This window comes from Nocardia sp. NPDC058480 (genome assembly GCF_042720495.1).
Classification (GTDB): domain Bacteria; phylum Actinomycetota; class Actinomycetes; order Mycobacteriales; family Mycobacteriaceae; genus Nocardia.
On sequence record NZ_JBHXMN010000003.1, the window covers coordinates 209775 to 234155 of the forward strand.

Here is a 24381-nt window from a genome sequence, read left to right on the forward strand (position 1 = left end):
TGCCGGTCGTGGGGAGGCGGAAACGTCGGTCTATTAGACAGTGCGGGTCAGGCGTTCGGTGAGGAGCTGGGCGAAGCGGGCGGGGTCCTTGAGTTCGCCGCCCTCGGCGAGAACCGCTGTGCCGTAGAGGAGCTCGGCGGTCTCGGCGAGTTCGGGGACCTTGCCTTCGTCGGCGTCGGACTTGCGGGCGTCGTAGGCGTCGCGCAGGCCCGTCACCAGGGGGTGGGTCGGGTTGAGCTCGAGGATGCGCTTGGACTCCGGCAGGGCCTGACCCGAGGCGCGGTACATGCGCTCGAGCATGGGGGTGAAGTCGTAGACGTCACCGACCAGGCAGGCGGGCGAGGTGGTGAGGCGGTTGGTGAGGCGGACCTCCTTGGCGACATCGGTCAACGTGCCGCCCAGCCAACCGAGCAGGTCGCCGAAGTCCTTGTCCTGCTGTTCGCGCAGGGCTTCGGTTTCCTTCTTCTCGTCCTCGGTTTCCAGGTCTACCTCGCCCTTGGCGATGGACTGGAAACTCTTGCCCTGGAATTCGGGTACCGAACCGACCCACATCTCGTCGACGGGATCGGTGAGGATCAGCACCTCGCGACCCTTGGCCGTGAAGGCTTCCAGGTGCGGCGAATTCTCCACCTGCGCACGGCTTTCGCCGGTCATGTAGTAGATCGAGTCCTGGCCGTCCTTCATCCGCTCCACATACTGCGCGAGCGTGGTGAGTTCGGATTCGGAGGCGGTGGAGGCGAAAGACGAGACGGTGAGCAGGGTTTCGCGGTTGTCGGTGTCGGAGAGCAAGCCCTCCTTGAGGACTCGGCCGAACTGCCCCCAGAACGTCTGGTACCTGGTCTGATCCTCGGCGCCCTGCATATCCTTGACCGTCGAGAGCACCTTCTTCACCAGGCGCTTGCGGATCATCTGGATCTGGCGGTCCTGCTGGAGGATCTCGCGCGAGACATTGAGCGAAAGATCCTGCGCGTCGACGACTCCCTTGACGAAGCGCAGATACTCCGGCATCAGCTCTTCACAGTTGTCCATGATGAACACGCGACGCACGTAGAGCTGCACACCGCGCTTGTGCTCACGGGTGAACAGGTCGAACGGCGCGATCGACGGAATGAACAGCAGCGCTTGGTATTCGAAGGTGCCTTCGGCCTTCATCGGGATGATCTCGAGCGGCTCATCCCAGGCGTGCGAGACGTGGTGGTAGAACTCCTTGTACTCCTCCTCGCTCACCTCGCTGCGCGGCCGCGTCCACAACGCCTTCTGCGAGTTGAGGATCTGGTCCTCGACAATGGTCTTGTCGACCTTGTCCTCGCCCTCCCCCTCGGTCACCGTGCGCTCGACCTGCATGCGGATCGGCCAGGCGATGAAGTCGGAGTACTTGCGCACGATCTCGCGCAGCTTCCATTCCTGCGTGTAATCGAAGAGGTGATCTTCTTCGTCGGCAGGCTTGAGCTCGAGGGTCACCGAGGTGCCCTGCGGTGCGTCGGCGACGGTGTCGATGGAGTAGGTGGAGCTGCCCGCGGCGGCTTCCCAGCGGGTGCCTTCGGTCTCGCCTGCCTTGCGCGTGGTGAGGACGACCCGGTCGGCGACCATGAAGGTGGAGTAGAAGCCGATGCCGAACTGGCCGATCAGCTCCTCGGCGGCGGCATCGGACTTGGCTTCGGTCAGCTTGCGGCGCAGGTCGGCGGTGCCGGACTTGGCGAGGGTGCCGATCAGGTCGATCACTTCGGCGCGGGACATGCCGATGCCGTTGTCGCGGACGGTCAGGACGCGCTTGTCCTGGTCGACCTCCAGCTCGATGTGCAGGTCGGAGGTGTCCGCGCCCAGGTCTTTGTCCTGGTAGGCGGCCAGTTTGAGCTTGTCAAGCGCATCGGAAGCGTTCGAGATCAGCTCCCGGAGGAAGGTGTCTTTGTTGGAGTAGACCGAATGGATCATCAGCTCGAGGAGCTGGTGGGTTTCGGCCTGGAACTCGAGGGTTTCGACGTGCTGCTCAGTCACGCCCCCGATGGTATTACGGCAGCTATTGCGGTGCTCCCGAGGACCCTGCGTGGTTACGCTCCGCTACCTCCTCCGGGCCCGCCGGTCACACCGCGCCGAAATCTGCCAGTGAGGGCACCTCGGCAACGGCCCGCTTCGACATCCAATCGCGCAGCACCTGGGTGGCGCGCACGTCGTCTTCGTTGTAGACGAACAGGCGGGTGCGCTGGGACATGTCGATGGCGTCGTCGTAGCCGACGGCGCGGCGGTACCAGCCCATCGACGCCTCGCCGCCCGCTTCCGGATCACGCCAGCCGAAGCCGGCGACGGGCGCGATCTTCTTGAGTCCCTTACCGTTCGGGCAGATGAACTGCTCGGTGACGGCCTGGAACATGTCGACCCATTCCTTCGAGTCGACGAAGGCACGCACTTGTTCGTGGGTCGGGATACCGGGGCGCCCGGCGAACCGGCGGGCCGATTCGTAGAGCCACTTGTCCTCGGCGGTGCGCGAATAGCAGTAGGCGGCAAAGGTTTTGCCCGCGGCGTGGGCTTCGGCGCGCCGCTCCATCAACCAGGTCCAGAACTCGCCGAACGAGCGGCCCTCGTCCTCGGTCGGCAGCGGATCCCAGGTGACGAACGGGCGGTAGACGTCGTCGAGCAGGGTGCCCCACAGGTAGGCGCCGTCTTCCTGGTAACTCTCCAGGTCGACGTCGATCTCCACATCGGCGCGACGCACGCTCACCTGCTCGAACCGGCGCACCAGCGGGGCACCGTCGATCCAGGCGCGGGCGGTGACGACGGTTTCGGTGAACGGGCCGTGCTGCCAATCGTCGGGGTCAGCACCCTCCCAAGCGGCCAGTTCGTCGACTGTCTCGATCCCGTGCAGGCGCAGTACGTCGGCACGCGAACCCGGTGCGACCAGGCTCACATCGCGCATCTGCGTCAGCGTGGCCTCACAACTGGACTCCCCATCAGGTCCACGCACCCACCACGGGCACTGCCTGCACTCGGGCACTTTCGACGGTTGGGTCGGCAGTTCGCCGCGCACCACCGCGATGCGGTCGGCGTAGCGCAGGTCGTAATCGGCCAGCACGCTCGTCAGGTCGTGCACCAGGATGCGGTCGGCGACCAGGCCGATCGCGCCGCCGATCAGCGCGGGACTGGCCATGCCGTAGCGCTGCAACATGCGGTACAGGTGGGCGAGGCGCTGCTGGTCGCGCGGCTGCGGACGCAGTTTCACGTGCTTGTCGCGGCGGGGCTGCCAGCGGAACAGGTCCGAGGTCAGTGGGTGGAAGTCGGCCGGGTCTGGCCTGCGCGGGTCGGTGACCTTGTGGTTGACCACGATGATGGGGATATAGCCGCCGCGATCGTCGTCGCGCAGCAGGATCTCGACACCGCCGCGTCGACCGGTATCGGCTTCCTGGGGCAGCAGTCCGCCCCAGATCCGGGGGGCGCCCGCCTCGATGGCGGCCATCGTCGCCGCGGCCTTGGCCCCACCACGCAAGTCCGGGTCGATCACCACCCAGTCGGCGGGGGCGGCCGCGACCAGTTCGTCGCGGATCTTGGTGCGATGGGCGGTGGCGGCGTCGCGACGCTGCTGCACGCCCGGATCCTCCCGGACCTCGGCGAGCACGCCCGGATTCTCGGCATCGAGGCGCAGGCGGTGCCTGCATCCGATCAGCGAGCGCGCGTCCAGGAAGGCGGTGCGGAAATCCGCAGCGGAAGCGGGGACCGGGCTACGCACCGGCCCGCCGTCGAAGTTGTCCTCGGCTGCACGCACGCAAGCAGTATGGGCCTTACCCCCGACACAATGCCCAATCGCTACCCTGATCGCACTACGCTACGAAGAACGGCAGGCCGCTTGGAGGCGGTGCTGCCTCATGACTTGGCGAGCATGACGGAGGGCCTGATCCCATGGGGTTGTTCAGCAAGCGGAAGCGGCGGCCGAGCCGACGCGCTGAGGCGAAAGCACTCAAGCACAAAGCCGTGGTGGAGGCGAAGCTGGGCGCCAAGAACGAGCGCAAGGCAGCAAAGGCGGGCGAGCGCGTGACCCGCCGCTCGGCCAAGGCACAGGCACGCACGGCCGACAAGGTAGCCAAGGCACAGATCGCGACCCTGCAGGCCGAGGAGAAGGCCGCCCAGAAAGCCGCCGCGAAAGCCGACCGTGAACTGTTCAGCGCGAGTCAGATCCGCAAGTACATCGGGGTCGCCCGGGTCCTGATCCCCGTGCTCGCCCCGCTGGCTTACCGCGGCGCCACGATGGTCCGCGGGCAGCTCGACGCACGCAAGGCGCAGCAGCTCGGGATCGGCATGGACCAGCTGAGCGAGTTCAGCGGGCACGGTGCGCGCCTGCAGGCCCGCATCACCAACACCGAGGACGCCCTCGACAAGATCGCCGCCGACAAGGCGGGCGATGTCGATACCAAGAAGTTCATCGACGCGGCGCGCTCGCGCCTGGCCGATCTGACCGTGGCGGTGCGCACTGCCGAGCAGATGCCCGCCGCGCGTCGCAAGGCTGTGCACGCGTCGATCTCGGCCGAGCTGGCCGTGCTCGAGAACGACGTGCTCGCCCGCCTGGGCGTTCGCTGATCCTGTCGTGACCACGCCGCAGCTCACCTCCCGCTTGCGCGGTGGTGGCTGCGGCGTACTCGTGGGTGGGCTGGCTGTGGCCGCGCACGGGCTCGGCGGTGGTGGGGTACCTCGGTCGGCGGAAATCGCACTGCTGCTGCTGGTTTCGCTGACGGCCGGGATGTTCGCCCATGGTGGCGCAGGTGCTGCGCTACGGCCGCACTCGTCCGCGAATTCACGTCGGCCCGCCGCGGTGCGCACGGCCGCGGCGTTGATCGGTGGTCAGTGGGCCGGGCACTTCGCGCTGTCGGCCACGCTCGACCATCACGGTGGGCTGCTGCATCTGCCGAGTCTGCCGATGATCGCCGCGCACCTGGTGGCGGCGTTTGCCTGTGCCGCACTGATTCTCGTTGCCGAGCGGCTCTATCTCATTGCGTCGACGGTGGTTCGGGCGGTGCTCAGCAGTCCCGCTGCTGTCGCCCACCGTGCTGTCGGCTGGTTCGCCACGGTCCCCGTCGCGCGCGGTGCTCGTCCGAGGGGTGCGCGATGTCCGCGCGCACCGCCGCTGTTGGCCTGATTCGCCACGACATCAGCACAACTCGGACAGAAGGCATTCCATGCACAACTTCATCACCCGCGGCACCGGTACCGCCGCACTCGCGGCCGGCTTGGTGCTCGCGGCCTGCGGCTCGGCGGCCGCCCATGTGACCGTCGACGCGCCGGGCGCCGCCCAGGGCAAGTACACCGTCGCCACCTTCAAGGTGCCGACCGAATCCGAAACCGCGTCAACCACCGCGCTGCGCGTCACCGTGCCGAACCTGAAAAGTGTTCGGACCGAGCCGATGCCGGGCTGGACGTCGAAGGTCGAACGCAATGACAAGGGCGAAGCGGTGGCCGTCGCATGGTCGGCTGATCCGGGTAACCCCGGCGTCGGGCCCGGCCAGTTCCAGCGGTTCGTGCTCTCGCTCGGGCCGCTGCCCTCGCAGGACACCGTGAACTTCCCGACCCAGCAGACCTACAGCGACGGCAAGGTCGTGGCTTGGGACCAGCCGTCCACCGACGGTGCCGAACCCGAGCACCCCGCGCCGGCGATCACGCTGACCGCGAAGGGCGGTGCCGAGGGCGGCGATCACCAGGTCGCTTCGGGCGCGACCGCCGCATCGGAGACCGACACCGTGGCCCGCTGGATGGGCGGCATCGGCCTGGCCCTCGGCCTGTTCGCCGCGGCGCTCGGCCTCGGCCTGGTGTTCCGCTCCCGGCGGTCGTCGTGACGCGCGCCTCGGCGATCGATCCACTCGCCGTTGGTAATTCATCGCGTCGGCCCCGGCGGATGCTCGTCGCGCTGTTCGCCGTGCTCTTCGCCTGCGCGTTCGCCGCGGCCGGCACGGCGAGTGCGCATTCCGGCGCGGTGAGCAGCGTTCCCGAGAACGGTTCGACCATCGAGGCCGGACCAGCGCGGGTCAGCGTTACCTTCAATGAGGAACTGCAGCAGAACTTTCCGTCACTGACCGTGGTCGGTCCGGACGGCAGGCTGTGGTCCAAAGGCAAGGCGCTGGTCGAAGGGCGAAGTGTCAGTGTGGAAGTGGGTGAGCTCGGGCCGGTCGGTGAGTACACGATCGCGTTCCGGGTCACCTCAGCTGACGGTCACCCTGTCAGCGGGACAAGGACTTTCACGCTGAGCAAGGCAGGCACCGGTACGCCGGGCCCGCGCCCGGGTGAGGACAAGGCCGACGGCGGCGGCGACGGCGGTGTGCCCGTGTGGGTGTTCATCGTCGGCGGCGTGGTGCTGTTCGGCGCCGGCCTCGCGGTGGCGTTGCTCGGCGGCCGATCCGGTCGCAAGAAGTAATCGACGATGACGACCGGTCGCCGGGCACCCGGCGCCGCGCTGCGGCAGTGGCGTGTCCTGGTGCCGGTCGTCGTCGCCGCGCTCGTCGGGGTGGCGCTGGCCTTGATATTGCGCCGATCCGGCGGGTTCGCGTGGGTGGCGCTCGCGCGTGTGCTCGCCGACTGCGCGGGCGCGGTCGTGATCGGCCTCGCCGCGCTGCCACGGCTCAACGACCGGCTGACGGTCACCTGGCGACCACTGGCCGCCCTCGCCGGTATCTGGTTCGCCGCGGAGTTCACCGTGCTGGTGTGCGAGGCCGCCGAGATCGTCGGTGTCCCTGTGGCCCAGCTCGGCGCGAGCGACTTCATCACCTTCCTCGGCAGGCTCAGCGGCGGTCAGATCGGCATCGCGATCCTGTTCTGCACCGGCGCGATCGCCTGCTACGCGGCGCTGGCCTTCCGTCGGCCCGATACCGCGTCGGCCGATCTGGTGCTCGTGTTCGCGGCGGTCGCGCTGTCGCTGCGGCCGATCACCGGGCACATGTCCCAGCAGATGTTCGGTTCGGTACTGGCCGCCATCCACGCACTGGCCGCCGCCTGCTGGCTCGGCCTGCTGCTGGCCATGGTCCTGGTCCTGCGCACCCGCGGCGAATGGGCCGCGACCCTGCCCCGCTACTCCACGTTCGCCGCACCCCTGGTGTGCGTCGTCGCGCTCACCGGCCTGGTCAACGGGGTGGTGCGACTCGGCGGCATCACCGGGCTGTTGACGAGCGGCTACGGACGAATCCTGCTGGCGAAGCTCACCATCGCGTGCGGCCTCGTCGCACTGGGCTGGTGGTGGCGCCGAACCTGGGTCCGCAAGGCCGCCGATCACCGCGTCACCGCCGAGATCTCCCTGCGCAACGCGGCAGCCGAGGTGCTGGTGATGGCGGTGGCGTTCGGCCTGGCAGCGACGCTGGCCGTCACCGCATAGTCACCTCGGTCACGTTCGGGATCGAGTGCCATTCGACGCCGATAGGCACCGATTAGAGTGATCGTTATGACCGAAGTGAGGATTGTTGAGGGTGGCGCCGCGCCCGCCGAGGCGGCGTTCGCCTTCATGAACGACTACCGCAACCTGCCGAAATTCTGGTACGGCATCGAGTCCTTCACTCCTGTCACCGCGCAGACCGATGGCATCGGCGCGAAGTTCGACGGGAAGATGAAACTGGGCCCCGCGTCGCTGACCTCCCGCATCGAGGTCGTCGGCTGGGAAGAGGGCCGGTTGATCGCCACCAAGTCGATCAAGGGCTTCGAGATCGTCGCGACCTTCAAGTTCATCCCCAAGAGCGCGGACACCTGCACGGTCGACGCGGTCATCGACTACTCCGTCGGTGGCGGCATCGCGGGCAAGATGCTCGGCAAGACAATCGAGCCGTTCGTGAAGATCGCGGTCAAGCACACCACCGACGCCCTCATCAACGAGATCGAGAAGTCCTACCGCGAACAGCAGGCCTGACAGGTCGAGCGCACCGCCGAGAACCTACGAATGGCGCGTCCGGGCGGGCCTGACACAATCTGATCATGACCGAATCAGCGAATGTTGTGGCCACCGCCGATCTGGCCGACGAGATCGGCCCCGAGATTCGTAGCTGCGATACGCAGTTCATCCAGTTCGGCGGCCACGCCGAATTCGCGGGCCGGATCACCACGATCCGCTGCTTCCAGGACAACCTGCTGGTCAAGCAGACCCTGAGCGGGCCGGGCGAGGGCAAGGTGCTCGTCGTCGACGGCGGCGCGAGCGTGCACACCGCACTGGTGGGCGACATCATCGCCGGCCGTGGCGTGGACAACGGCTGGGCCGGCGTGATCGTCAACGGCGCCGTACGCGACTCCGCGATCCTGCGCACCCTCGACATCGGAGTCAAGGCGCTCGGCACCAACCCCCGCAAGAGCACCCAAACCGGCAGCGGCGAGCAGGACGTCCCCGTCGAATTCGGCGGCATCACCTTCATCCCCGGCGAGATGCTCTACAGCGACTCCGACGGCGTGGTCGTACGCGCCGAGGACTGAGCGCCCCGGAGGTTCTCGGCGCGCCTCCGCCTCTGGACTGACCGAAGGGTGCGACGAAGGAGTGCCCGTAGGGAGGGAAGAGGCGGAGTTAAGCGCCGAGAACCAGCGGCGCCAGCCGCCATCTACTGAGACACCCGTACCTTGTTCCCCGCGAGCACAACAACATCGCCGATCTCGAGCTGCCTGCCCCGGCGTAACTCCACTTCGTCGTTGACGCGCACCAACCCCTGCGCGATCACCGTCTTGGCCTCGGAACCCGAATCGATCAGGTTGGCCAGTTTCAGGAATTGCCCGAGCCGGATGACAACGTCATCGATCGGCACATCAACTGGTTCCGACATGCACTAATACTTACCCCGTCGCGCGAAACCGGACACCACCGGCCCCGGCGTTGCGGCCGGTGACGAACACGCCGCGGTCACCGCCGTATGGATCCGGCGCGTTTGGACGCACACTGGATCGGTGACTCCCACACAGGCCGAGCAGCACCCAACCGTCGAGGACCGCACGCCGGTGCCCCATCGCGCGCACGGCCGGTTATCCGAGGTACCGCACATCGCCGGGTTGGTTCTCGGTGTGTTCGCGGTGCTGTTGTTCCTGTGGAGCCTCTCGCCCAGCCTGCGGATCCTCACCCAGGTGCCGCGGCACTATGTCGACACCTACTACTTCGACGCCCCCGACACCAGCCTGGTGTGGGCGTTGGTGGTCGGCCTGCTCGCCGGGGCGACCGCGGCCCGCAAGCGGATCGCCTGGTGGCTGCTGGTCGCGTACCTGCTGCTGTACGCGGTGGCCAACATCCTGGAGTTCTTCGCCGAAGACGATGTCGACGCGCTGGTCGCCTTCATCGTGCAGGTGGTGGTAATCGGGATACTGCTGGCCGCGCGTAAGGAGTTCTACACCCGGGTTCGGCCCGGCGCGCTGTGGAAGGCGCTCGGCGTGCTGGTGTCCGGGCTCGCGCTCGGCTGCCTGCTCGGCTGGGGACTGGTCGAGCTGTTCCCCGGTTCGCTGCCCGCGGGCGTGCAGCGTCCGCTGTGGGCGGTATATCGGGTCACCGCGGCCGTGCTGGTGAACAACGAGCATTTCGACGGGCATCCGCGGGCCTGGGTGAACTTCCTGCTCGGCCTGTTCGGCGCCCTCGCGCTGCTGGCCGCGGTGATCGTGCTGCTGCGCTCGCAACGCGCCGACAACGCGATGACCGGTCTGGACGAGTCGGCCATCCGCGGGCTGCTGGCGAGCAGCGATGTGGAGGACTCGCTCGGCTACTTCGCGACCCGCCGCGACAAGGCGGTGGTGTTCGCGCCGAACGGCAAGGCGGGGATCACCTATCGCGTCGAATTGGGTGTGTGCCTGGCCAGTGGCGATCCGATCGGCGCGAAACAGGCCTGGCCGCAGGCAATTCAGGCGTGGCTCGAGCAAGCCGACCGGTTCGGCTGGCAGCCCGCGGTGATGGGCGCGAGCGAGGTCGGTGCCACCGCGTACCGCAAGGCGGGACTGTCGGCGCTGCGGCTGGGCGACGAGGCGATCCTCGATACCCGCACGTTCTCGCTGGCAGGCCCGGAGATGAAGCAGGTTCGGCAGGCAGCGAACCGATTGCGCAAGAACGGTTTCGGCGTGCGGGTGCGCAGGCACCGCGACATCCCCGCCGCCGAATTCGCCGAAATCGTGGCCCGCGCGGATGCCTGGCGCGACACCGAGACCGAGCGGGGCTTCTCGATGGCGCTCGGCCGCCTGGGCGATCCACTCGACGGTGACTGCCTGCTGGTCGAGGCCGTCGATCACGATGACCGCGTGCACGCCATGCTCTCGCTCGTCCCGTGGGGGCGCACCGGCGTCTCGCTCGAGCTGATGCGCCGCGACCCGCAGAGCCCGAACGGCGTGATGGAGCTGATGATCTCGCAGCTCGCCCTGAACTCCGACCAGTACGGCATCACCAAGGTGTCGCTGAACTTCGCGGTGTTCCGTTCGGTGTTCGAGGAGGGCGGCCGGATCGGCGCCGGTCCGATCCTGCGGGCCTGGCGCGGTGTGCTGCTGTTCTTCTCGCGCTGGTGGCAGCTCGAGGCGCTGTACCGGTCGAATGTGAAGTACCACCCGCGCTGGGTGCCGCGGTTCTTCCTGTTCGAGGAACGCAGGCAGCTGCCGCGGGTGGCCACGGCGAGCGGGCTGGCCGAAGGTTTCCTGCCGCGCATCGGCAAGGCGCCCGACGCGGGCGTGCACACCGGCACGAAGTCGGCTGTTCCCGCGACCGTCACCGGCCTGCACGCCGACGGCAGCCCGCCGGAAGCACCCGAGGGCGACGACGCCGAGCAGGGTCCGCGCAGGCCCGAGCAGGTGCGGGTGCGCCTGGACAAACTCGACCGGCTCACCGCGGCCGGCATCGACCCCTATCCGGTTGCCTACCCGCCGACCCACGACATCGCCGCGGCGAGGCGCTGCCCCAAGGGCACCACGGTGCGCATCGCGGGCAGGCTCTTGCGGATTCGCGACTACGGTGGCGTGATCTTCGCGTTGATGCGCGATTGGACCGGCGAGATCCAGTTGGTGATCGATCGCGAGCGGGTCGGCGCCGATCGCAGCAACGAGTTCACCGAATTCTTCGACCTCGGCGATCTCATCGAGGTGAGCGGGCAGATCGGCACCAGCCGCAACGGTGAGCTCTCGCTGCTCGCGCAGGACTGGCGGATGAACGGCAAGTGCCTGCATCCACTGCCCGACAAGTGGCGTGGGCTGGCCGATCAGGAGGCCAAGGTCCGGCAGCGCTATGTGGACATGGCGATCAATCCCGAGACGCGCGAGGTGATGGCCAAGCGCAGCGCGGTACTGCATTCGCTGCGCGATTCCCTCTTTGTCTGGGGCTTTCTCGAGGTGGAGACGCCGATCCTGCAACAGGTGCACGGCGGTGCCAACGCGACCCCGTTCCGCACTCACATCAATGCCTACGATCTCGACCTCTACCTGCGCATCGCTCCCGAGCTGTACCTCAAACGGCTGTGCGTCGGTGGCATGGAGAAGGTGTTCGAGATCGGCCGGACCTTCCGCAACGAAGGCGTCGACTTCAGCCACAATCCCGAGTTCACGATCCTGGAAGCCTATGAGGCCCATAGCGATTACCTGCAGATGATGCACCTGTGCCGTCGGCTGATCCAGCACGCGGCGATGGCCGCCAATGGGGCCGAGGTGGCGTTACGCCCCAACGACGACGGCGGATACGACACCGTCGACATCTCCGGCGAGTGGCGGGTCAAGACCGTGCACGGCGCGGTCTCCGAGGCGATCGGCACCGAGGTGACCGCGCGCACCGAACTGGCCCGGCTGCGCGAACTGTGCGACGAGGCGGGCGTGGCCTACCAACACGGTTGGGACGCGGGCCAGGTGGTGCTGGAAATGTATGAGCACCTGGTGGAATCGCAAACCACCTACCCCACCTTCTACCTGGACTTCCCCACCTCGGTCTCGCCGCTCACCCGCTCACACCGCAGCATCGCCGGGGTGACCGAGCGCTGGGATCTGGTGGCCTGGGGCGTCGAATTGGGTACTGCCTACAGCGAACTCACCGACCCGGTGGAACAGCGGCGCCGACTCACCGAGCAGTCGATGCTGGCCGCGGGCGGCGACCCGGAGGCGATGGAACTCGACGAGGACTTCCTGACCGCACTCGAACACGCGATGCCGCCCACCGGCGGCCTCGGAATGGGCGTGGACCGGGTGGTCATGTTGATCACCGGACGCAGCATCCGCGAGACACTTCCGTTCCCCTTGGTGAAACCGCGGTGAGAACGGGTACAGATGTATACGGATCGCGACGCGTTCGCGATCAATAGTTACTCCGCCTGGCGCGCGTAAGGCTTTCGTACCGAAAGCCGCAGCGAGACGGCTAGTCTCGGAGTTCCGGCACCGGGAGGATGTCGGGCCACAACACATCGGATGGGGATTACATGTATCTGGACTTGCTGACCACGGCCGCACTCGTCGATCCGCACATGCTCACCAGCAGCTTCGACACCCTGGCGAGTTCGGACGCGGTCAACACCGCGATGGAACTCGCGGCGAAGAAGAAAAAGAAGAACAGCAGCTTCCTGATCATCGGCGGCATCTGCTGCCTGGTCATCGTGGTGCTCATCGTCGGTGGCATCTACCTGCTCAAGAACAAGAAGAAGGACGACCAGCCGCCGTACAACGGTGGTCAGCCGCCGTTCAACGGCCCGCAGGGTGGTCAGCCGCCGTACGGGCAGCCGCCTTACGGCCAGTCCTGAGCTGACCGGAGGACTCGCGGGGATACCCCTCGCCTCGACGAGGCGATCCCGCGGGTCCTCGGGCTGTTCCCGCTGGTGCGGATACGGCAGAGTGTGAGCGTGCAGCTGATACTCGTGCGTCATGCCCAACCCGAACGCGTAGTCGGTGACACCGCCGCCGCGGACCCCGGCCTCACCGCGATCGGCAAACTCCAAGCCGACCGCGTCCCCGCCGCGCTCGCCGCGCACGACATCACCCGCATAGTCAGCAGCCCCCAGCGCCGCGCCCGCGACACCGCATTCCCCACCGCGACCGCCCGCGACCTGCCCGTCGACGTCATCGACGACCTGGCCGAATACGACCGCGACCTGCCCGCCTACATCCCCATCGAAGACGCGAAAACCGAGCTCGCCGACGCCTACGCCCGCATCAAGGCCGGCCACCTCCCCGACCAGATCGACGGCCCGGCGTTCACCGCGCGAGTATTGGCCGCGGTCGAGCGCCTCGTGGCCACCACAGCACCCGCGGACACCGTCGTAGCCTTCGCCCACGGCGGCGTAGTCAACGTCCTGCTGGCCGACATCCTCGGCCTCCCCCGCCCCCTCACCTTCCCCATCGACTACTGCTCGATCACCCGAATCCTGTACTCCCGCACCGGCACCCGCACAGCCGCCACCATCAACGAGAACGGCCACGTCTGGAACCTGCTGCCGAGGTCGCTTTCCCGATCCACACCATGACAGCTGTTCGGCGAGTACAAAAAAGCCCGGCACCGCCGAAGCGATACCGGGCTCTCACGAACCTACTCAGGCCTGCTGAGCGATCCAGTTGTGCATCCAGCTGATAGCCGTCTGCCCGCCACCCACCGAGTAACTGCCGTACAAGGTGTGCGCCTGCGAGCGGTAGAACTGCTCCAGATCCTTGGCCCGCTGCTGGTTGGCCGCATCCGTGAGCTGCGCCCCCAGCGTCGGGAATCCACCGGCCGACATCAGGTCGTTCATGATCGCCCCGGCCTCGAGCTGGTAGCGCCACAGATTGGCCGGGTTCGCATCCGAACTCTGAGCGAGGAATCCCGCGAACCGCGTCACGAAATCATCATTGGCGGTGGCGCAGTACAGATCGTCGACCGCGCAGATCGTGCGCGTGCGGTCACTGAGCCAGCCGAACCCGCCCGGCCGAGCGCCACCGGCACCCGCGCCCGTGGCATGCGGGCCCACCTGGATATCGGTCGGCGAGCGCCGGGGATCGGAGATGAGGCCGACGGCGGCGATCCGGTCCTGCGCGATCGGGCTGATGCCGGTGCCGATCTCGGCGGCCAGATCGCCTGCGGCGTCGGCACCCTGGCTGTAGCCGACGAGGGCGGCCTTGGTGTTGCCGCAGGAAGCCAGCTTCGCGCTGATCAGTCCGCGAGCGGCATCCACCGCTTCCTTCTTGGAATTGCCGTAGACATCGCCCTCCCAGGGGAACGCGGTGGCGGCATAGGTGACGTAGTCGACGTCGGTGTTCCCCGGTAGTCCTCTGGTGACACCGGCGAGCATGCCGGGGCCGGTTTCCTTCTCGTGGCCGGTTTCCCAAGTGCCGGGAATGGCAACCACATACAGACTCGGGCAGGCGGGCGCCGCGCTGGCGCTCGTGCTGCCGACAACAATTCCGGACATCATTGCCGCGGACGCTCCCAGAGCCGCGACAACCTTCTTCAACTGCATACCGCTCCAGTTCACCCTTGCTCGTCGATGTGAGAGCAACCCCGATTACGGACGTTGTGGCCCCAGACCTCGCCGCGAATCACAATAGGCGTACTAGTCATCCCGCGCCACACAACCTCTCGATTCTGGTGACCGTTCGCACCGGGTGCCGCACTGGAGTGACTAGATGTCGGCGGCACGACACCGCCGACACGCCCCCGTTCGCGTAACTCACACCTCCAGGTCTTCTTCGATGCCCTTGAGCTTGTGCCGCGCCAGCGCCAGATTGGCCCGGCCGCGATCGAGGGCGAGGTAGAGGAAAAGCCCTTTGGACTTGCGCCCCGTCATCGGACGGATCACGTGGTACTGCGAGCCGAGGGTGATGAGGATGTCCTCGATCTCCTCGTTGAGGCCGAGCTGCTCGATGGTGCGCATCTTCGCCCGCACCACCTCGGTGTTGCCCGCCGCGGCGACCTGCAAGTCGAGCGCCTTGCTGCTGCTGAGCATTCCGAGCGCCATCCCGCTGTTGTAGTCGACGATCGCGGCGCCGACCGCGCCTTCGATCACCATCATGTCCTTCAGAGCCAGATCCATATTCGACATGTTCTGCCTTTCATTCGTCGATCTTCACCTGGTCGTTTCCAGGCGAGTGCGCCGCCGCCAGATGGCCGGCGATGGCGCGAGCTACCGGTCGCGACTCCAGATGGAGCCGGCCGAGGTTCACTTCTGATCCGGCGAGCACGGTCAGCGAGGTGTAGCCGGCGGCGTAGATCACCACCTGCCCCTCCGTGCCGTGCACGACGACCTCACTGAAACCGCCGCCGTGCGCGGTGTGCGCCAGCCGATACGACAGCGACAACTGCGCGGCCGACAGCGCGGCCAGGCCCGCGGGTTCGAGATGGGAGGGCAGGTCGTGTTCGATGAGCAGTCCGTCGCTGGACGCCACCAGTGACCCGGTGAGCTGAGGTAGCCGCTCGCGCAACGACTTCAGCTCGGCCTGCACAGCCGGGTAGTGTTCGGGCGCTCTGTGTTCGGACGCCCTGGGTTCGGGCGCGGTCATCGGCACCTTGGTCAACCTTCCCCTCCATTCACCGAGCAGCTTCTTCCGCACGGTCACGCAAGCTCCTCCAACGCCGCCCTGAGCCGGATGAGTATTTCGCGGTCGACCTGTTGCCAGCGTTCGGGTTCCGCTGTGCCGGAGCGATTTCCGCGGTGTCGGGCGGTCGCGGTCGCTTCCTCCTCGATCGCGTGCCTGCCCTGTCGTGCACCTGTCTCCAGTTGGGGACGGGTCGGTCCCGCGCTGCCGGGAATGCGTTTGGGCAGCGCGGGCACGGATGTTGTCGACGGTGTCGAGGTTCGGTGGTCGGCCAAGTCCGGCGCGAGGGCGAGGTGGCGCCCGCGCTGTGGTTGTTCGGTCCGGACGGGCTCCGGTGTCTCGATCAGGCCCGCTGTGGTCAGGTCGCGGACGGCGACGAGGCAGCCGTAGGTGGTGCGGCCCAGATCGCGCGCGATTTCGGCGATGCTGCGGCGGGTGTCGGCGGCGGCGAGTACCTCGGCCTGACTTCCGGTGAGTACCACCTGGTTTCGCCGGATGCGCCGGGCCGGTACCACCGCGACCTTGGTGACGAAGTCGGCCGACCACGGACCGTGCTCGTTGTCGTTGCGGCGTTCGCATTCGTGCACAAGTGCGCGCGGGGCGATGTGGCAGACCGGGGCCAGCCAATGTTCGGGTGCCGGGCGGAATTCCGGCTCGCCCGCGGAAGCCAGCAGAAAGTAGGCAGCGTCGAAAACCGACAGCAGCGCAAGGGTTTCCAGTTGCGGTCGGTCCAGCAACCCGCCCGGGTCACCGGCCCCGGCGCGGCGCCAATCCTCCGCCGTTGCTACGCCCGCTTCGACCACCAGTCGGTCGAGTCCGATGGTGCGTCCGCAACCGACCGAGGCGATAGTGCCACGGACCAAATGGAATTCGCCATCGCCTGCGCGAAGTACCCCGGTCGAGCCTTCTTCGCCGAGCCGATGCAATGCATCGGCGAGCGCGACACTCATCGATCCCCGCCCGTCAGTTCTTCCAGTGCCGACCTGAGTTGATAGCGCGCCATCCCGAGATTTCCGGTGCCGCCGTCGAATACGACATGCATGAACAACCTGCCGTCGAAGTCACCGTCGACCAGGTGTAAGAGGTGAAACCCGCTGGTCCGGCACACCACGATCTCGGTGAGGTCGTCATCGGCACTCCCCAGTGCCCGGCACCCGAGCGCGGCCCGCACCACATCGGTGGTCCCCGCCGCGTCCTCGTGCTCGTCGACGCCCTGATGCTCCCCGGCACGGGCGACAGCCAACCCGCTCGCCCCGTCCACCAGCGTCACACTGCGCGCCCCGGGAATATCCATGATGCGTTTCAGACACCCATCCAGCGAATTCACCGAGCCCCCCGACCGTCATCGACTATTGATCGAAACGTGACGTTATACCTCTCGGCTATCCTTCGCATCTCGAGCGCCGGAAAATTGCTGCCGCACAATATGTTTGCTGATGGTTGCTGGAAAACCGCTCGGTATCACTACTTTTCAGTAACCTGGGAACCCATTCGCTGCATACCGCTATAACAGGTGATCACTCGCCTATTCCGGTAGCCAGCGATCATCGCGCGAATATCCGAATCAGCGTCTTCGCAGACTTCGCTGGATTTTTGGAGCGCTGGCGCGCTCGAGCGGGGCCCCTGGTGGCCCCGATCTTCCCTCCCTCCGGGCACTCCTTCGTCGCACCCTCCGGTCAGTCCAGATCGGGGCGGGCCCCTTTGGGCAGAGACATACGGCGTTTACCCGTTCCGGTGCCGGTCGGGGAACTGCGCCCGGGACGGGCACTCGGCAGCTCTGGTCAGCCTGCGGCGCGGCGGTACCAGGCCTCCGCTTCGCGGTGCGCGCCTTGGGATTCCAGGAGCGCGGCGAGGTTGGCCATGGCGCGGGGATGGCCGAGGTCGGCCGCGCGACGGAAGCAGCGGCGGGCCTCGGTGGTGGCGCCACGCCGGCGCAGCAGGATGCCGAGGTTGTTGACGGCGTCGATATCGCCGTGGTCGGCGGCCTCGCCGTACCAGGCTTCGGCATCGTCGAGGCGGTGCTGGTCTTCGAACAGGCGGGCGAGGTTGTACATGGCGTCGACGTGGCCCGCCATCGCGGCGTGGTGGTACCAGGTTTCGGCGTCGCGGCCCTCGCCACACTGGTAGAGCATGGTGGCCAGATTGAACATCGCGTTGCAGTTGCCCGCGGCCGCCGCACGGCGGTACCAGGATTCGGCCTCGTCGAGTTCGCCGAACTGATCGAGCAGGACGGCGAGGTTGTTCATCGAGCGCGTGTGCCCCGCGGCGGCGGCGCGCCGAAACCAGTGGTCGGCAGCCTCGAAATCGCTGTGGTCATGGTAGAAGTGGGCGAGGTTGTGCATAGCGGTACCGTCACCACGCTCTGCGGCGCGGCGCAGGTTCGCCAACGCTTCCGGCGGCAACGGCACAGCTCCCCCTCGGATCTCCCGTACACCTCGACACGGAAAGTCTATGCGCTGCAGGGAAGATCAGCCACGTCGTTTGCCCACGCACCGAACCCCTTGCACCCCTTCTCCGTTCACCCCCCTACGCACATGTCCCGCAAACCCGCAGGTATCCGGCAACTCGGCCGGATACGCCCGAGTGCGGCTCTGGTGTGGGGGGAATGACAAAAAAGAACGCCCGCGGACTCGAAAGTCCGCGGGCGCCTTGTGTTTCAGCGATCAGCGCTGGCCGACAGCTGTCGGGGGGATCGGCGCGGGGAGCGCGGTTTCGCCCTCGAGGTACTTGTCGACGGCCGACGCGGCGGCGCGGCCTTCGGCGATGGCCCAGACGATGAGGGACTGACCACGGCCCATGTCGCCGGCGACGTAGACGCCGGGGATGTTGGTGGCCCAGCTCTTGTCGCGCTGGACATTGCCGCGACCGTCGTAGCCGACACCGAGATCGGTGAGCAGGCCCGGCTTCTGGGGGCCGACGAAGCCCATGGCCAGCAGGACCAGGTCGGCTTCGAGGGTGAAGTCGGTGCCCTCGACCTTTTCGAAGCGGCCATTGGCCATCTTCACCTCATGGGCTTCGAGGCCGGTGACCTTGCCGTCCTTGCCGATGAACCGCTCGGTGTTCACCGAGAACAGGCGTTCGCCGCCCTCTTCGTGTGCCGAGGCGACCCGGTACATGAGGGGGTAGGTCGGCCACGGGGTCGAGCCCGCGCGCTCCTCGGGAGGACGCGGCATGATCTCGAACTGGTGCACCGACTCGGCGCCGTGGCGGTGCGAGGTGCCGAGGCAGTCGGCGCCGGTGTCGCCACCGCCGATGATGATGACCTTCTTGCCCTTGGCGTGGATCGGCGGCAGGCCGTCGGCGTCGGCGATGTCGTCACCGAGCTGCACCCGGTTGGACAGCGGCAGGAACTCCATCGCCTGGTGGATGCCGTCGAGCTCGCGCCCGGGGATCGGCAGATCGCGGGCGATGGTGGCGCCACCGGCCAGCACGATCGCGTCGAAACGCTCACGCAGCTGCTCGGCGGTGATGTCGACACCGACGTTGACGCCCGCCTTGAAGATGGTGCCTTCGGCTTCCATCTGGGCCAGACGACGGTCGATGACCGACTTCTCCATCTTGAATTCCGGGATGCCGTAGCGCATCAGGCCGCCGATGCGGTCGTCACGCTCGAACACGGTCACGGTGTGACCGGCGCGAGTGAGCTGCTGGGCGGCGGCGAGACCGGCCGGGCCGGAGCCGACGACGGCGATCTTCTTGCCGGTGAGACGGGTCGGGTACACCGGGGTGACCCAGCCCTCGTCGAAGGCGTTCTCGATGAGCTCGACCTCGACCTGCTTGATCGTGACCGGCTCCTGGTTGATGCCGAGCACGCAGGATGCCTCACACGGAGCCGGGCACAGCCGACCGGTGAACTCCGGGAAGTTGTTGGTGGCGTGCAGGCGATCGATGCCTTCGCGCCACGCACCCTTGTAGACCAGGTCGTTCCATTCGGGAATCAGATTCCCGAGCGGACAACCCTGGTGGCAGAAGGGAATTCCGCAGTCCATGCAGCGGCTGGCCTGGTTCTTCAAGGTGTCCTGGGAGAACTTCTTCTCCTCGTAGACCTCTTTCCAGTCGAGCAGACGCAGGTCGACCGGACGACGGGCCGGGGTTTCCCTCGAGGTGTGCTTCAAAAATCCCTGTGGGTCAGCCACGTGCCGCCTCCATGATCGCGGTATCGACATCCTTGCCGGCCTTTTCGGCCTCGGAGATCGCGAGTAGAACCTTCTTGTATTCGCGGGGCATGACCTTCACGAAGTGGTTCACCTGCTGGGACCAGTCGCTCAGGATGCGTTCGGCCACAGCCGATCCCGTTTCGTCACGATGGGTGGTGATGATGTCGCGCAGCCAGGTGAAGTCGTCACCGGAGAGCTGCTCGATCGCATCGACCTGATCCGGGTTGACCCGTCCGGGCAGCTTGCCCTCCGGGTCGTAGAAGTAGGCGACACCACCCGACATTCCGGCACCGAGGTTGCGGCCGGTGTCACCGAGGATGACCACGCGGCCACCGGTCATGTACTCGAGCGCGTGGTCGCCCACGCCCTCGACGACCGCGGTGGCGCCGGAGTTACGCACGCCGAAGCGCTCGCCCGCGACACCGTTGATCAGGATGCGACCGCTGGTGGCGCCGAACATGATCACGTTGCCCGCGATGATGTTGTCTTCTGCGACAAAGCTCTCCGGTGCGCTGGCCGACGGACGGACCACGATGTGGCCACCCGACAGACCCTTGCCGACGTAGTCGTTGGCGTCACCGAAGACCCGCAGCGTGATGCCGGCCGGGACGAACGCGCCGAAGCTGTTGCCCGCCGAACCGGTGAAGGTGATGTCGATGGTGTCGTCGGGCAGGCCCGCGCCACCATAGAGCTTGGTCACCTCGTGGCCGAGCATGGTGCCGACCGTGCGGTTCACGTTGGTGATCTTGGTTTCGATCTTGACCGCCTGGCCACGCTCGAGCGCCGGGGCGCTCTGCGCGATCAGCTCGTTGTCCAGAGCCTTGTCCAGACCGTGGTCCTGAGTGCCGGTGCACCGGGTGTCCTGCTTCATGAACGCCGTCTCCGGCATGTCCAGGATCGGCGACAGGTCCAGCTTGGCGGCCTTGTAATGCTGCTTGGCCTTGGCGGTGTCGAGCAGGTCGACCCGGCCGATGGCCTCGTCGAGAGTGCGGAAGCCCAGCTCGGCGAGCAGCTCACGCACCTCCTCGGCGATGAACATCATGAAGTTCTCGACGAATTCCGGCTTGCCGGTGAAGCGCTCGCGCAGCACCGGGTTCTGGGTGGCGATGCCGACCGGACAGGTGTCGAGGTGACACACGCGCATCATGACGCAACCCGAGACGACCAGGGGCGCGGTCGCGAAACCGAACTCCTCGGCGCCGAGCAGGGCGGCGATCATCACGTCGCGGCCGGTCTTCATCTGACCGTCGACCTGGACGACGATGCGGTCACGCAGGCCGTTGAGCAGCAGGGTCTGCTGGGTCTCGGCCAGGCCGAGCTCCCAGGGTCCACCCGCGTGCTTGAGCGAGGTCAGCGGCGACGCACCGGTACCGCCGTCGTGGCCGGAGATGAGCACGACGTCGGCGTGTGCCTTGGACACACCCGCGGCGACGGTGCCGACACCCGGCTCCGCGACAAGTTTCACGTGAATCCGAGCCTGCGGGTTCGCGTTCTTCAGATCGTGGATCAGCTGAGCCAGATCCTCGATCGAGTAGATGTCGTGGTGCGGCGGCGGCGAGATCAGGCCGACGCCCGGCGTGGAGTGACGCACCTCGGCGACCCACGGGTACACCTTGTGCGCGGGCAGCTGGCCGCCCTCGCCCGGCTTGGCACCCTGGGCCATCTTGATCTGGATGTCGGTGGCGTTGGTCAGGTAGTGCGCGGTGACGCCGAAGCGACCCGACGCGACCTGCTTGATCGCCGAACGACGCCAGTCGCCGTTCTCCTCGACCTCGAAGCGAGCGGGGCTCTCGCCGCCCTCACCGGAGTTCGAGCGGGCGCCGATGCGGTTCATCGCGATGGCGAGGGTCTCGTGCGCCTCGGCGGAGATGGAGCCGTAGCTCATCGCACCGGTCGAGAAACGCTTCACGATCTCGGCGGCGGACTCGACCTCGTCGATGGAGATCGACGCGCGCTGGTTCGACTTGAACTTGAACAGGCCACGCAGCGCGGCCAAGCGCTCGGACTGATCGTCGACCAGCTTGGTGTACTCCTTGAAGATCGAGTACTGGCCGGTGCGGGTCGCGTGCTGGAGCTTGAACACCGTGTCCGGGTTGAACAGGTGGTATTCGCCCTCACGACGCCACTGGTACTCGCCACCGACCTCGAGCTCGCGGTGCGCGCGCTCGTTGCGGTTCTCCAGGAACGCGACGCGGTGGCGGATGGCCACCTCTTCGGCGATCTCGTCGAGACCGATGCCGCCCAGCGGGGAGCGCAGACCGGTGAAGTACTCGTCGACCAGGTCCTGGGCCAGGCCGATGACCTGGTACAGCTGGGCGCCGTTGTAGGAGGCGAGGGTGGAGATGCCCATCTTCGACATCACCTTGAGCACGCCGTTGCTACCCGCGGTGCAGTAGTTCGCGACGGCCTTGCGGAAGTCGGCGGCGTGGTCACCGGTGCTGCCCGGCATCTGCAGCGAACCGCGCTCGAGCATGTCTTCGATGGTCTCGAAGGCCATGTACGGGTTGATCGCGGCGGCGCCGAAACCGATCAGCAGAGCCATGTGGTGCACCTCGCGGGCGTCACCGGCCTCCACGACCAGGCCGACCATGGTGCGGGTCCGCTCGCGCACCAGGTGGTGGTGCACAGACGAGGTGAGCAGCAGCGACGGGATCGGCGCCAGCTTCTCGTTCGACTCACGGTCGGACAGCACGATGGTGCGCGCGCCGCCGTCGATGGCGGCCGAGACCTGGGTGTTGATGGCTTTCAGGGCCTTGCGCAGACCCTCGCCGCCTTCGGCGACCGGGTACAGACCACGCACGACCACCGAGCGCAGGCCCGGCTGGCTGCCGTCGTCGTTGATGTGGACGAGCTTGCCCAGCTCGTCGTTGTCCAGGATGGGCTGCTCGAGCGCGATCTGACGGCAGGAGTCGGGGCCAGGGTGCAGCAGATCGGCCTCGGGGCCGATGTTGCGCTTGAGGCTGGTGACGACCTTCTCGCGGATGGCGTCGAGCGGCGGGTTGGTGACCTGCGCGAACAGCTGCGAGAAGTAGTCGAACAGCAGACGCGACCGGTTCGACAGCACCGCGATCGGCGTGTCGGTACCCATCGAGCCCAGTGCCTCGCCGCCGGTCTTGGCCATCGGCGTGATCAGCAGGTTCAGATCCTCGGTGGTGTAGCCGAAGATCTGCTGACGGATCAGCACGCGGTCGTGCGACATGTGCACGTGCGGGCGGTCGGGCAGGTCGGCCAGGCGGCTGACGCCCTCGTCGAGCCACTGCTGGTACGGCTGCGCCGAGGCCAGTTCCGACTTGACCTCTTCGTCGGTGACGATGCGGCCCTTTTCGGTGTCGACCAGGAACATCTTGCCCGGCTGCAGGCGGATCTTCTGGACCACGGTGGACGGATCGATGTCGAGCACGCCGACCTCGGAGGCCAGCACGACGAGACCGTCTTCGGTGACCCAGATACGACCCGGGCGCAGACCGTTGCGGTCGAGCACGGCGCCGATCTTGGTGCCGTCGGAGAAGCACACCGCTGCCGGGCCGTCCCACGGCTCCATCAGCATCGAGTGGTACTCGTAGAACGCGCGCCGCTCGGGATCCATGTTCTCGTTGCGTTCCCACGCCTCGGGAATCATCATCATGATGGCGTGGTGCAGTTCGCGACCGCCGAGGTGCAGCAGTTCGAGCACCTCGTCGAAGCGCGCGGTGTCGGAGGCGCCGGGGGTGCAGACGGGGAAGATCTTCTGCAGACGGTTCTTGCCTGCTTCGTCCTTGCCGAACACGTCGCTACGCAGCAACGCCTCACGGGCGCGCATCCAGTTCTCGTTACCGGTGACGGTGTTGATCTCACCGTTGTGGGCGACCCGGCGGAACGGGTGCGCCAGCGGCCACGAGGGGAAGGTGTTGGTGGAGAAGCGCGAGTGCACGATGCCGATGGCCGACTCGACGCGCTCGTCCTGCAGGTCCAGGTAGAACGCACGCAGCTGGGGCGTGGTGAACATGCCCTTGTAGATGAAGGTCTGGCCGGACAGGCTCGGGAAGTACACCGATTCCTTGCCGACGGTGCCCTCACCGGGGCCTGCCTTGCCGAGCTCGTGCTCGATCCGCTTGCGGATCACGTAGGCGCGACGCTCCAGGTCCATGCCCGAGAGCTGCTCGGCGGAGTTCTTCGGCGAGCCGATGAAGATCTGCCGGAAGGTCGGCATGGCGTCACGGGCCAGCGCGCCCAGCGAGGACTCGTCGATCGGCACCTCGCGCCAGCCGAGCACGGCCAGGCCCTCTTCGGTGACGATCTTCTCGACACCGTAGGCGGCACGCGCGGCTTCGCGGCGGGCCTGCGGCAGGAAGGCGATACCGGAGGCGTAGGAGCCTTCCGGCGGCAACTCGAAGGGGGCTGCACTTTCGGCGATGATCGCGCGGAAGAACTTGTCCGGGAGCTGGATCAGGACGCCCGCGCCGTCGCCGGAGTTCGGCTCGGCACCCGCAGCACCGCGGTGCTCCAGGTTCAGGAGGGCCGTAATGGCCTTGTCGACGATGTCTCGACTGCGTCGTCCGTGCATGTCGGCGACGAACGCGACGCCGCAGGCGTCGTGTTCGAATGCCGGATCGTAGAGCCCGGTGGCTCCGGGTGACCTGTGGCCAGGAAGTTGCGTCATGCCTCTGCCTTCAAGAAAGTCGGCTGTCGATGTCGGCCACTCAGCGAGCTGAGCGTGGGCCCTTCGTCGTTTCGCCTCCGTCAAGACTGCGTCCGTACGATCCGAAACCAGCGACGGTGATGGTTTGCGGCGTTTGACGTAGTTGGGGTGCTCAGA

Annotated in this window: 21 protein-coding genes; 10 read left to right on the top strand and 11 right to left on the bottom strand. The window is 67.0% G+C overall.

What is annotated here, in order from left to right; genetic code table 11:
- Positions 1–33: 33 nt before the first annotated feature.
- Positions 34–1995 carry a molecular chaperone HtpG gene (gene htpG / locus ACFWO8_RS09825; RefSeq protein ID WP_378947033.1) on the bottom strand — a complete coding sequence of 654 codons (1962 nt, stop codon included), beginning with the start codon at positions 1993–1995 and terminating at the stop codon, positions 34–36.
- An 85-nt stretch (positions 1996–2080) separates the two neighbouring features.
- Positions 2081–3718, bottom strand: coding sequence for a TM0106 family RecB-like putative nuclease (locus ACFWO8_RS09830; protein ID WP_378948178.1), 1638 nt, complete (start codon positions 3716–3718; stop codon positions 2081–2083).
- 170 nt (positions 3719–3888) lie between these two features.
- On the opposite strand from ACFWO8_RS09830, the gene ACFWO8_RS09835 reads away from it, so the two are divergent.
- The 7 genes from ACFWO8_RS09835 to rraA all read left to right on the top strand — a co-directional run bounded on the left by ACFWO8_RS09835 (position 3889) and on the right by rraA (position 8418).
- The gene (locus ACFWO8_RS09835) at positions 3889–4563 is read left to right on the top strand and encodes a DUF6474 family protein (protein WP_378947036.1); all 675 of its coding nucleotides are present in this window, start codon (positions 3889–3891) and stop codon (positions 4561–4563) included.
- A gap of 7 nt (positions 4564–4570) precedes the next feature.
- Complete coding sequence (locus ACFWO8_RS09840) at positions 4571–5119, top strand: hypothetical protein (RefSeq protein ID WP_378947039.1); 549 nt, start codon at positions 4571–4573, stop codon at positions 5117–5119.
- Positions 5120–5159: 40 nt separating this feature from the next.
- Positions 5160–5813: a YcnI family protein gene (locus tag ACFWO8_RS09845; RefSeq protein ID WP_378947046.1), complete on the top strand. Its 654-nt coding sequence runs from the start codon at positions 5160–5162 to the stop codon at positions 5811–5813.
- Between the two features lie 59 nt (positions 5814–5872).
- The gene (locus tag ACFWO8_RS09850) at positions 5873–6388 is read left to right on the top strand and encodes a copper resistance protein CopC (RefSeq protein ID WP_378948181.1); all 516 of its coding nucleotides are present in this window, start codon (positions 5873–5875) and stop codon (positions 6386–6388) included.
- 6 nt (positions 6389–6394) lie between these two features.
- Entirely contained in the window at positions 6395–7339 is a 945-nt protein-coding gene (locus ACFWO8_RS09855) for a copper resistance D family protein (protein ID WP_378947050.1), read from the top strand.
- 66 nt (positions 7340–7405) lie between these two features.
- The gene (locus tag ACFWO8_RS09860) at positions 7406–7864 is read left to right on the top strand and encodes an SRPBCC family protein (protein ID WP_378947053.1); all 459 of its coding nucleotides are present in this window, start codon (positions 7406–7408) and stop codon (positions 7862–7864) included.
- A 65-nt stretch (positions 7865–7929) separates the two neighbouring features.
- Entirely contained in the window at positions 7930–8418 is a 489-nt protein-coding gene (gene rraA / locus ACFWO8_RS09865) for a ribonuclease E activity regulator RraA (RefSeq protein ID WP_378947056.1), read from the top strand.
- A 122-nt stretch (positions 8419–8540) separates the two neighbouring features.
- Here the strand turns inward: rraA and ACFWO8_RS09870 are convergent, their stop codons facing one another.
- A complete protein-coding gene (locus tag ACFWO8_RS09870; protein ID WP_378947059.1) occupies positions 8541–8759 on the bottom strand; it encodes an RNA-binding S4 domain-containing protein in 219 nt (72 codons plus the stop codon).
- A gap of 121 nt (positions 8760–8880) precedes the next feature.
- Here ACFWO8_RS09870 and lysX point away from each other — a divergent pair, with 121 nt between their 5' ends.
- From lysX to ACFWO8_RS09885, 3 genes are all read left to right on the top strand, one after another.
- Positions 8881–12189 (top strand): bifunctional lysylphosphatidylglycerol synthetase/lysine--tRNA ligase LysX, encoded by a 3309-nt coding sequence (gene lysX / locus ACFWO8_RS09875; protein ID WP_378947063.1) that lies wholly within the window; start codon positions 8881–8883, stop codon positions 12187–12189.
- 161 nt (positions 12190–12350) lie between these two features.
- On the top strand, positions 12351–12668 hold the full coding sequence (locus ACFWO8_RS09880) for a hypothetical protein (RefSeq protein WP_378947066.1): 318 nt from the start codon (positions 12351–12353) through the stop codon (positions 12666–12668).
- A 99-nt stretch (positions 12669–12767) separates the two neighbouring features.
- The gene (locus tag ACFWO8_RS09885) at positions 12768–13388 is read left to right on the top strand and encodes a histidine phosphatase family protein (protein ID WP_378947069.1); all 621 of its coding nucleotides are present in this window, start codon (positions 12768–12770) and stop codon (positions 13386–13388) included.
- A gap of 66 nt (positions 13389–13454) precedes the next feature.
- Here the strand turns inward: ACFWO8_RS09885 and ACFWO8_RS09890 are convergent, their stop codons facing one another.
- From ACFWO8_RS09890 to gltB, 8 genes are all read right to left on the bottom strand, one after another.
- Positions 13455–14354 (bottom strand): cutinase family protein, encoded by a 900-nt coding sequence (locus ACFWO8_RS09890; protein ID WP_378947072.1) that lies wholly within the window; start codon positions 14352–14354, stop codon positions 13455–13457.
- Positions 14355–14564: 210 nt separating this feature from the next.
- Complete coding sequence (locus tag ACFWO8_RS09895) at positions 14565–14936, bottom strand: hypothetical protein (RefSeq protein WP_378947075.1); 372 nt, start codon at positions 14934–14936, stop codon at positions 14565–14567.
- A 10-nt stretch (positions 14937–14946) separates the two neighbouring features.
- Entirely contained in the window at positions 14947–15450 is a 504-nt protein-coding gene (locus tag ACFWO8_RS09900) for a roadblock/LC7 domain-containing protein (protein WP_378947078.1), read from the bottom strand.
- Entirely contained in the window at positions 15447–16379 is a 933-nt protein-coding gene (locus tag ACFWO8_RS09905; protein WP_378947081.1) for a hypothetical protein, read from the bottom strand. The genes ACFWO8_RS09900 and ACFWO8_RS09905 overlap by 4 nt, the downstream gene beginning before the upstream one ends.
- Positions 16376–16723, bottom strand: coding sequence for a hypothetical protein (locus ACFWO8_RS09910; protein WP_378947084.1), 348 nt, complete (start codon positions 16721–16723; stop codon positions 16376–16378). Before ACFWO8_RS09910 ends, ACFWO8_RS09905 begins: the two co-directional genes overlap by 4 nt.
- A gap of 487 nt (positions 16724–17210) precedes the next feature.
- Positions 17211–17837: a tetratricopeptide repeat protein gene (locus tag ACFWO8_RS09915; protein ID WP_378947088.1), complete on the bottom strand. Its 627-nt coding sequence runs from the start codon at positions 17835–17837 to the stop codon at positions 17211–17213.
- 255 nt (positions 17838–18092) lie between these two features.
- Positions 18093–19565 (bottom strand): glutamate synthase subunit beta, encoded by a 1473-nt coding sequence (locus tag ACFWO8_RS09920; protein ID WP_378947091.1) that lies wholly within the window; start codon positions 19563–19565, stop codon positions 18093–18095.
- On the bottom strand, positions 19558–24225 hold the full coding sequence (gltB, locus tag ACFWO8_RS09925; protein ID WP_378947094.1) for a glutamate synthase large subunit: 4668 nt from the start codon (positions 24223–24225) through the stop codon (positions 19558–19560). Before gltB ends, ACFWO8_RS09920 begins: the two co-directional genes overlap by 8 nt.
- Positions 24226–24381 lie beyond the last annotated feature (156 nt).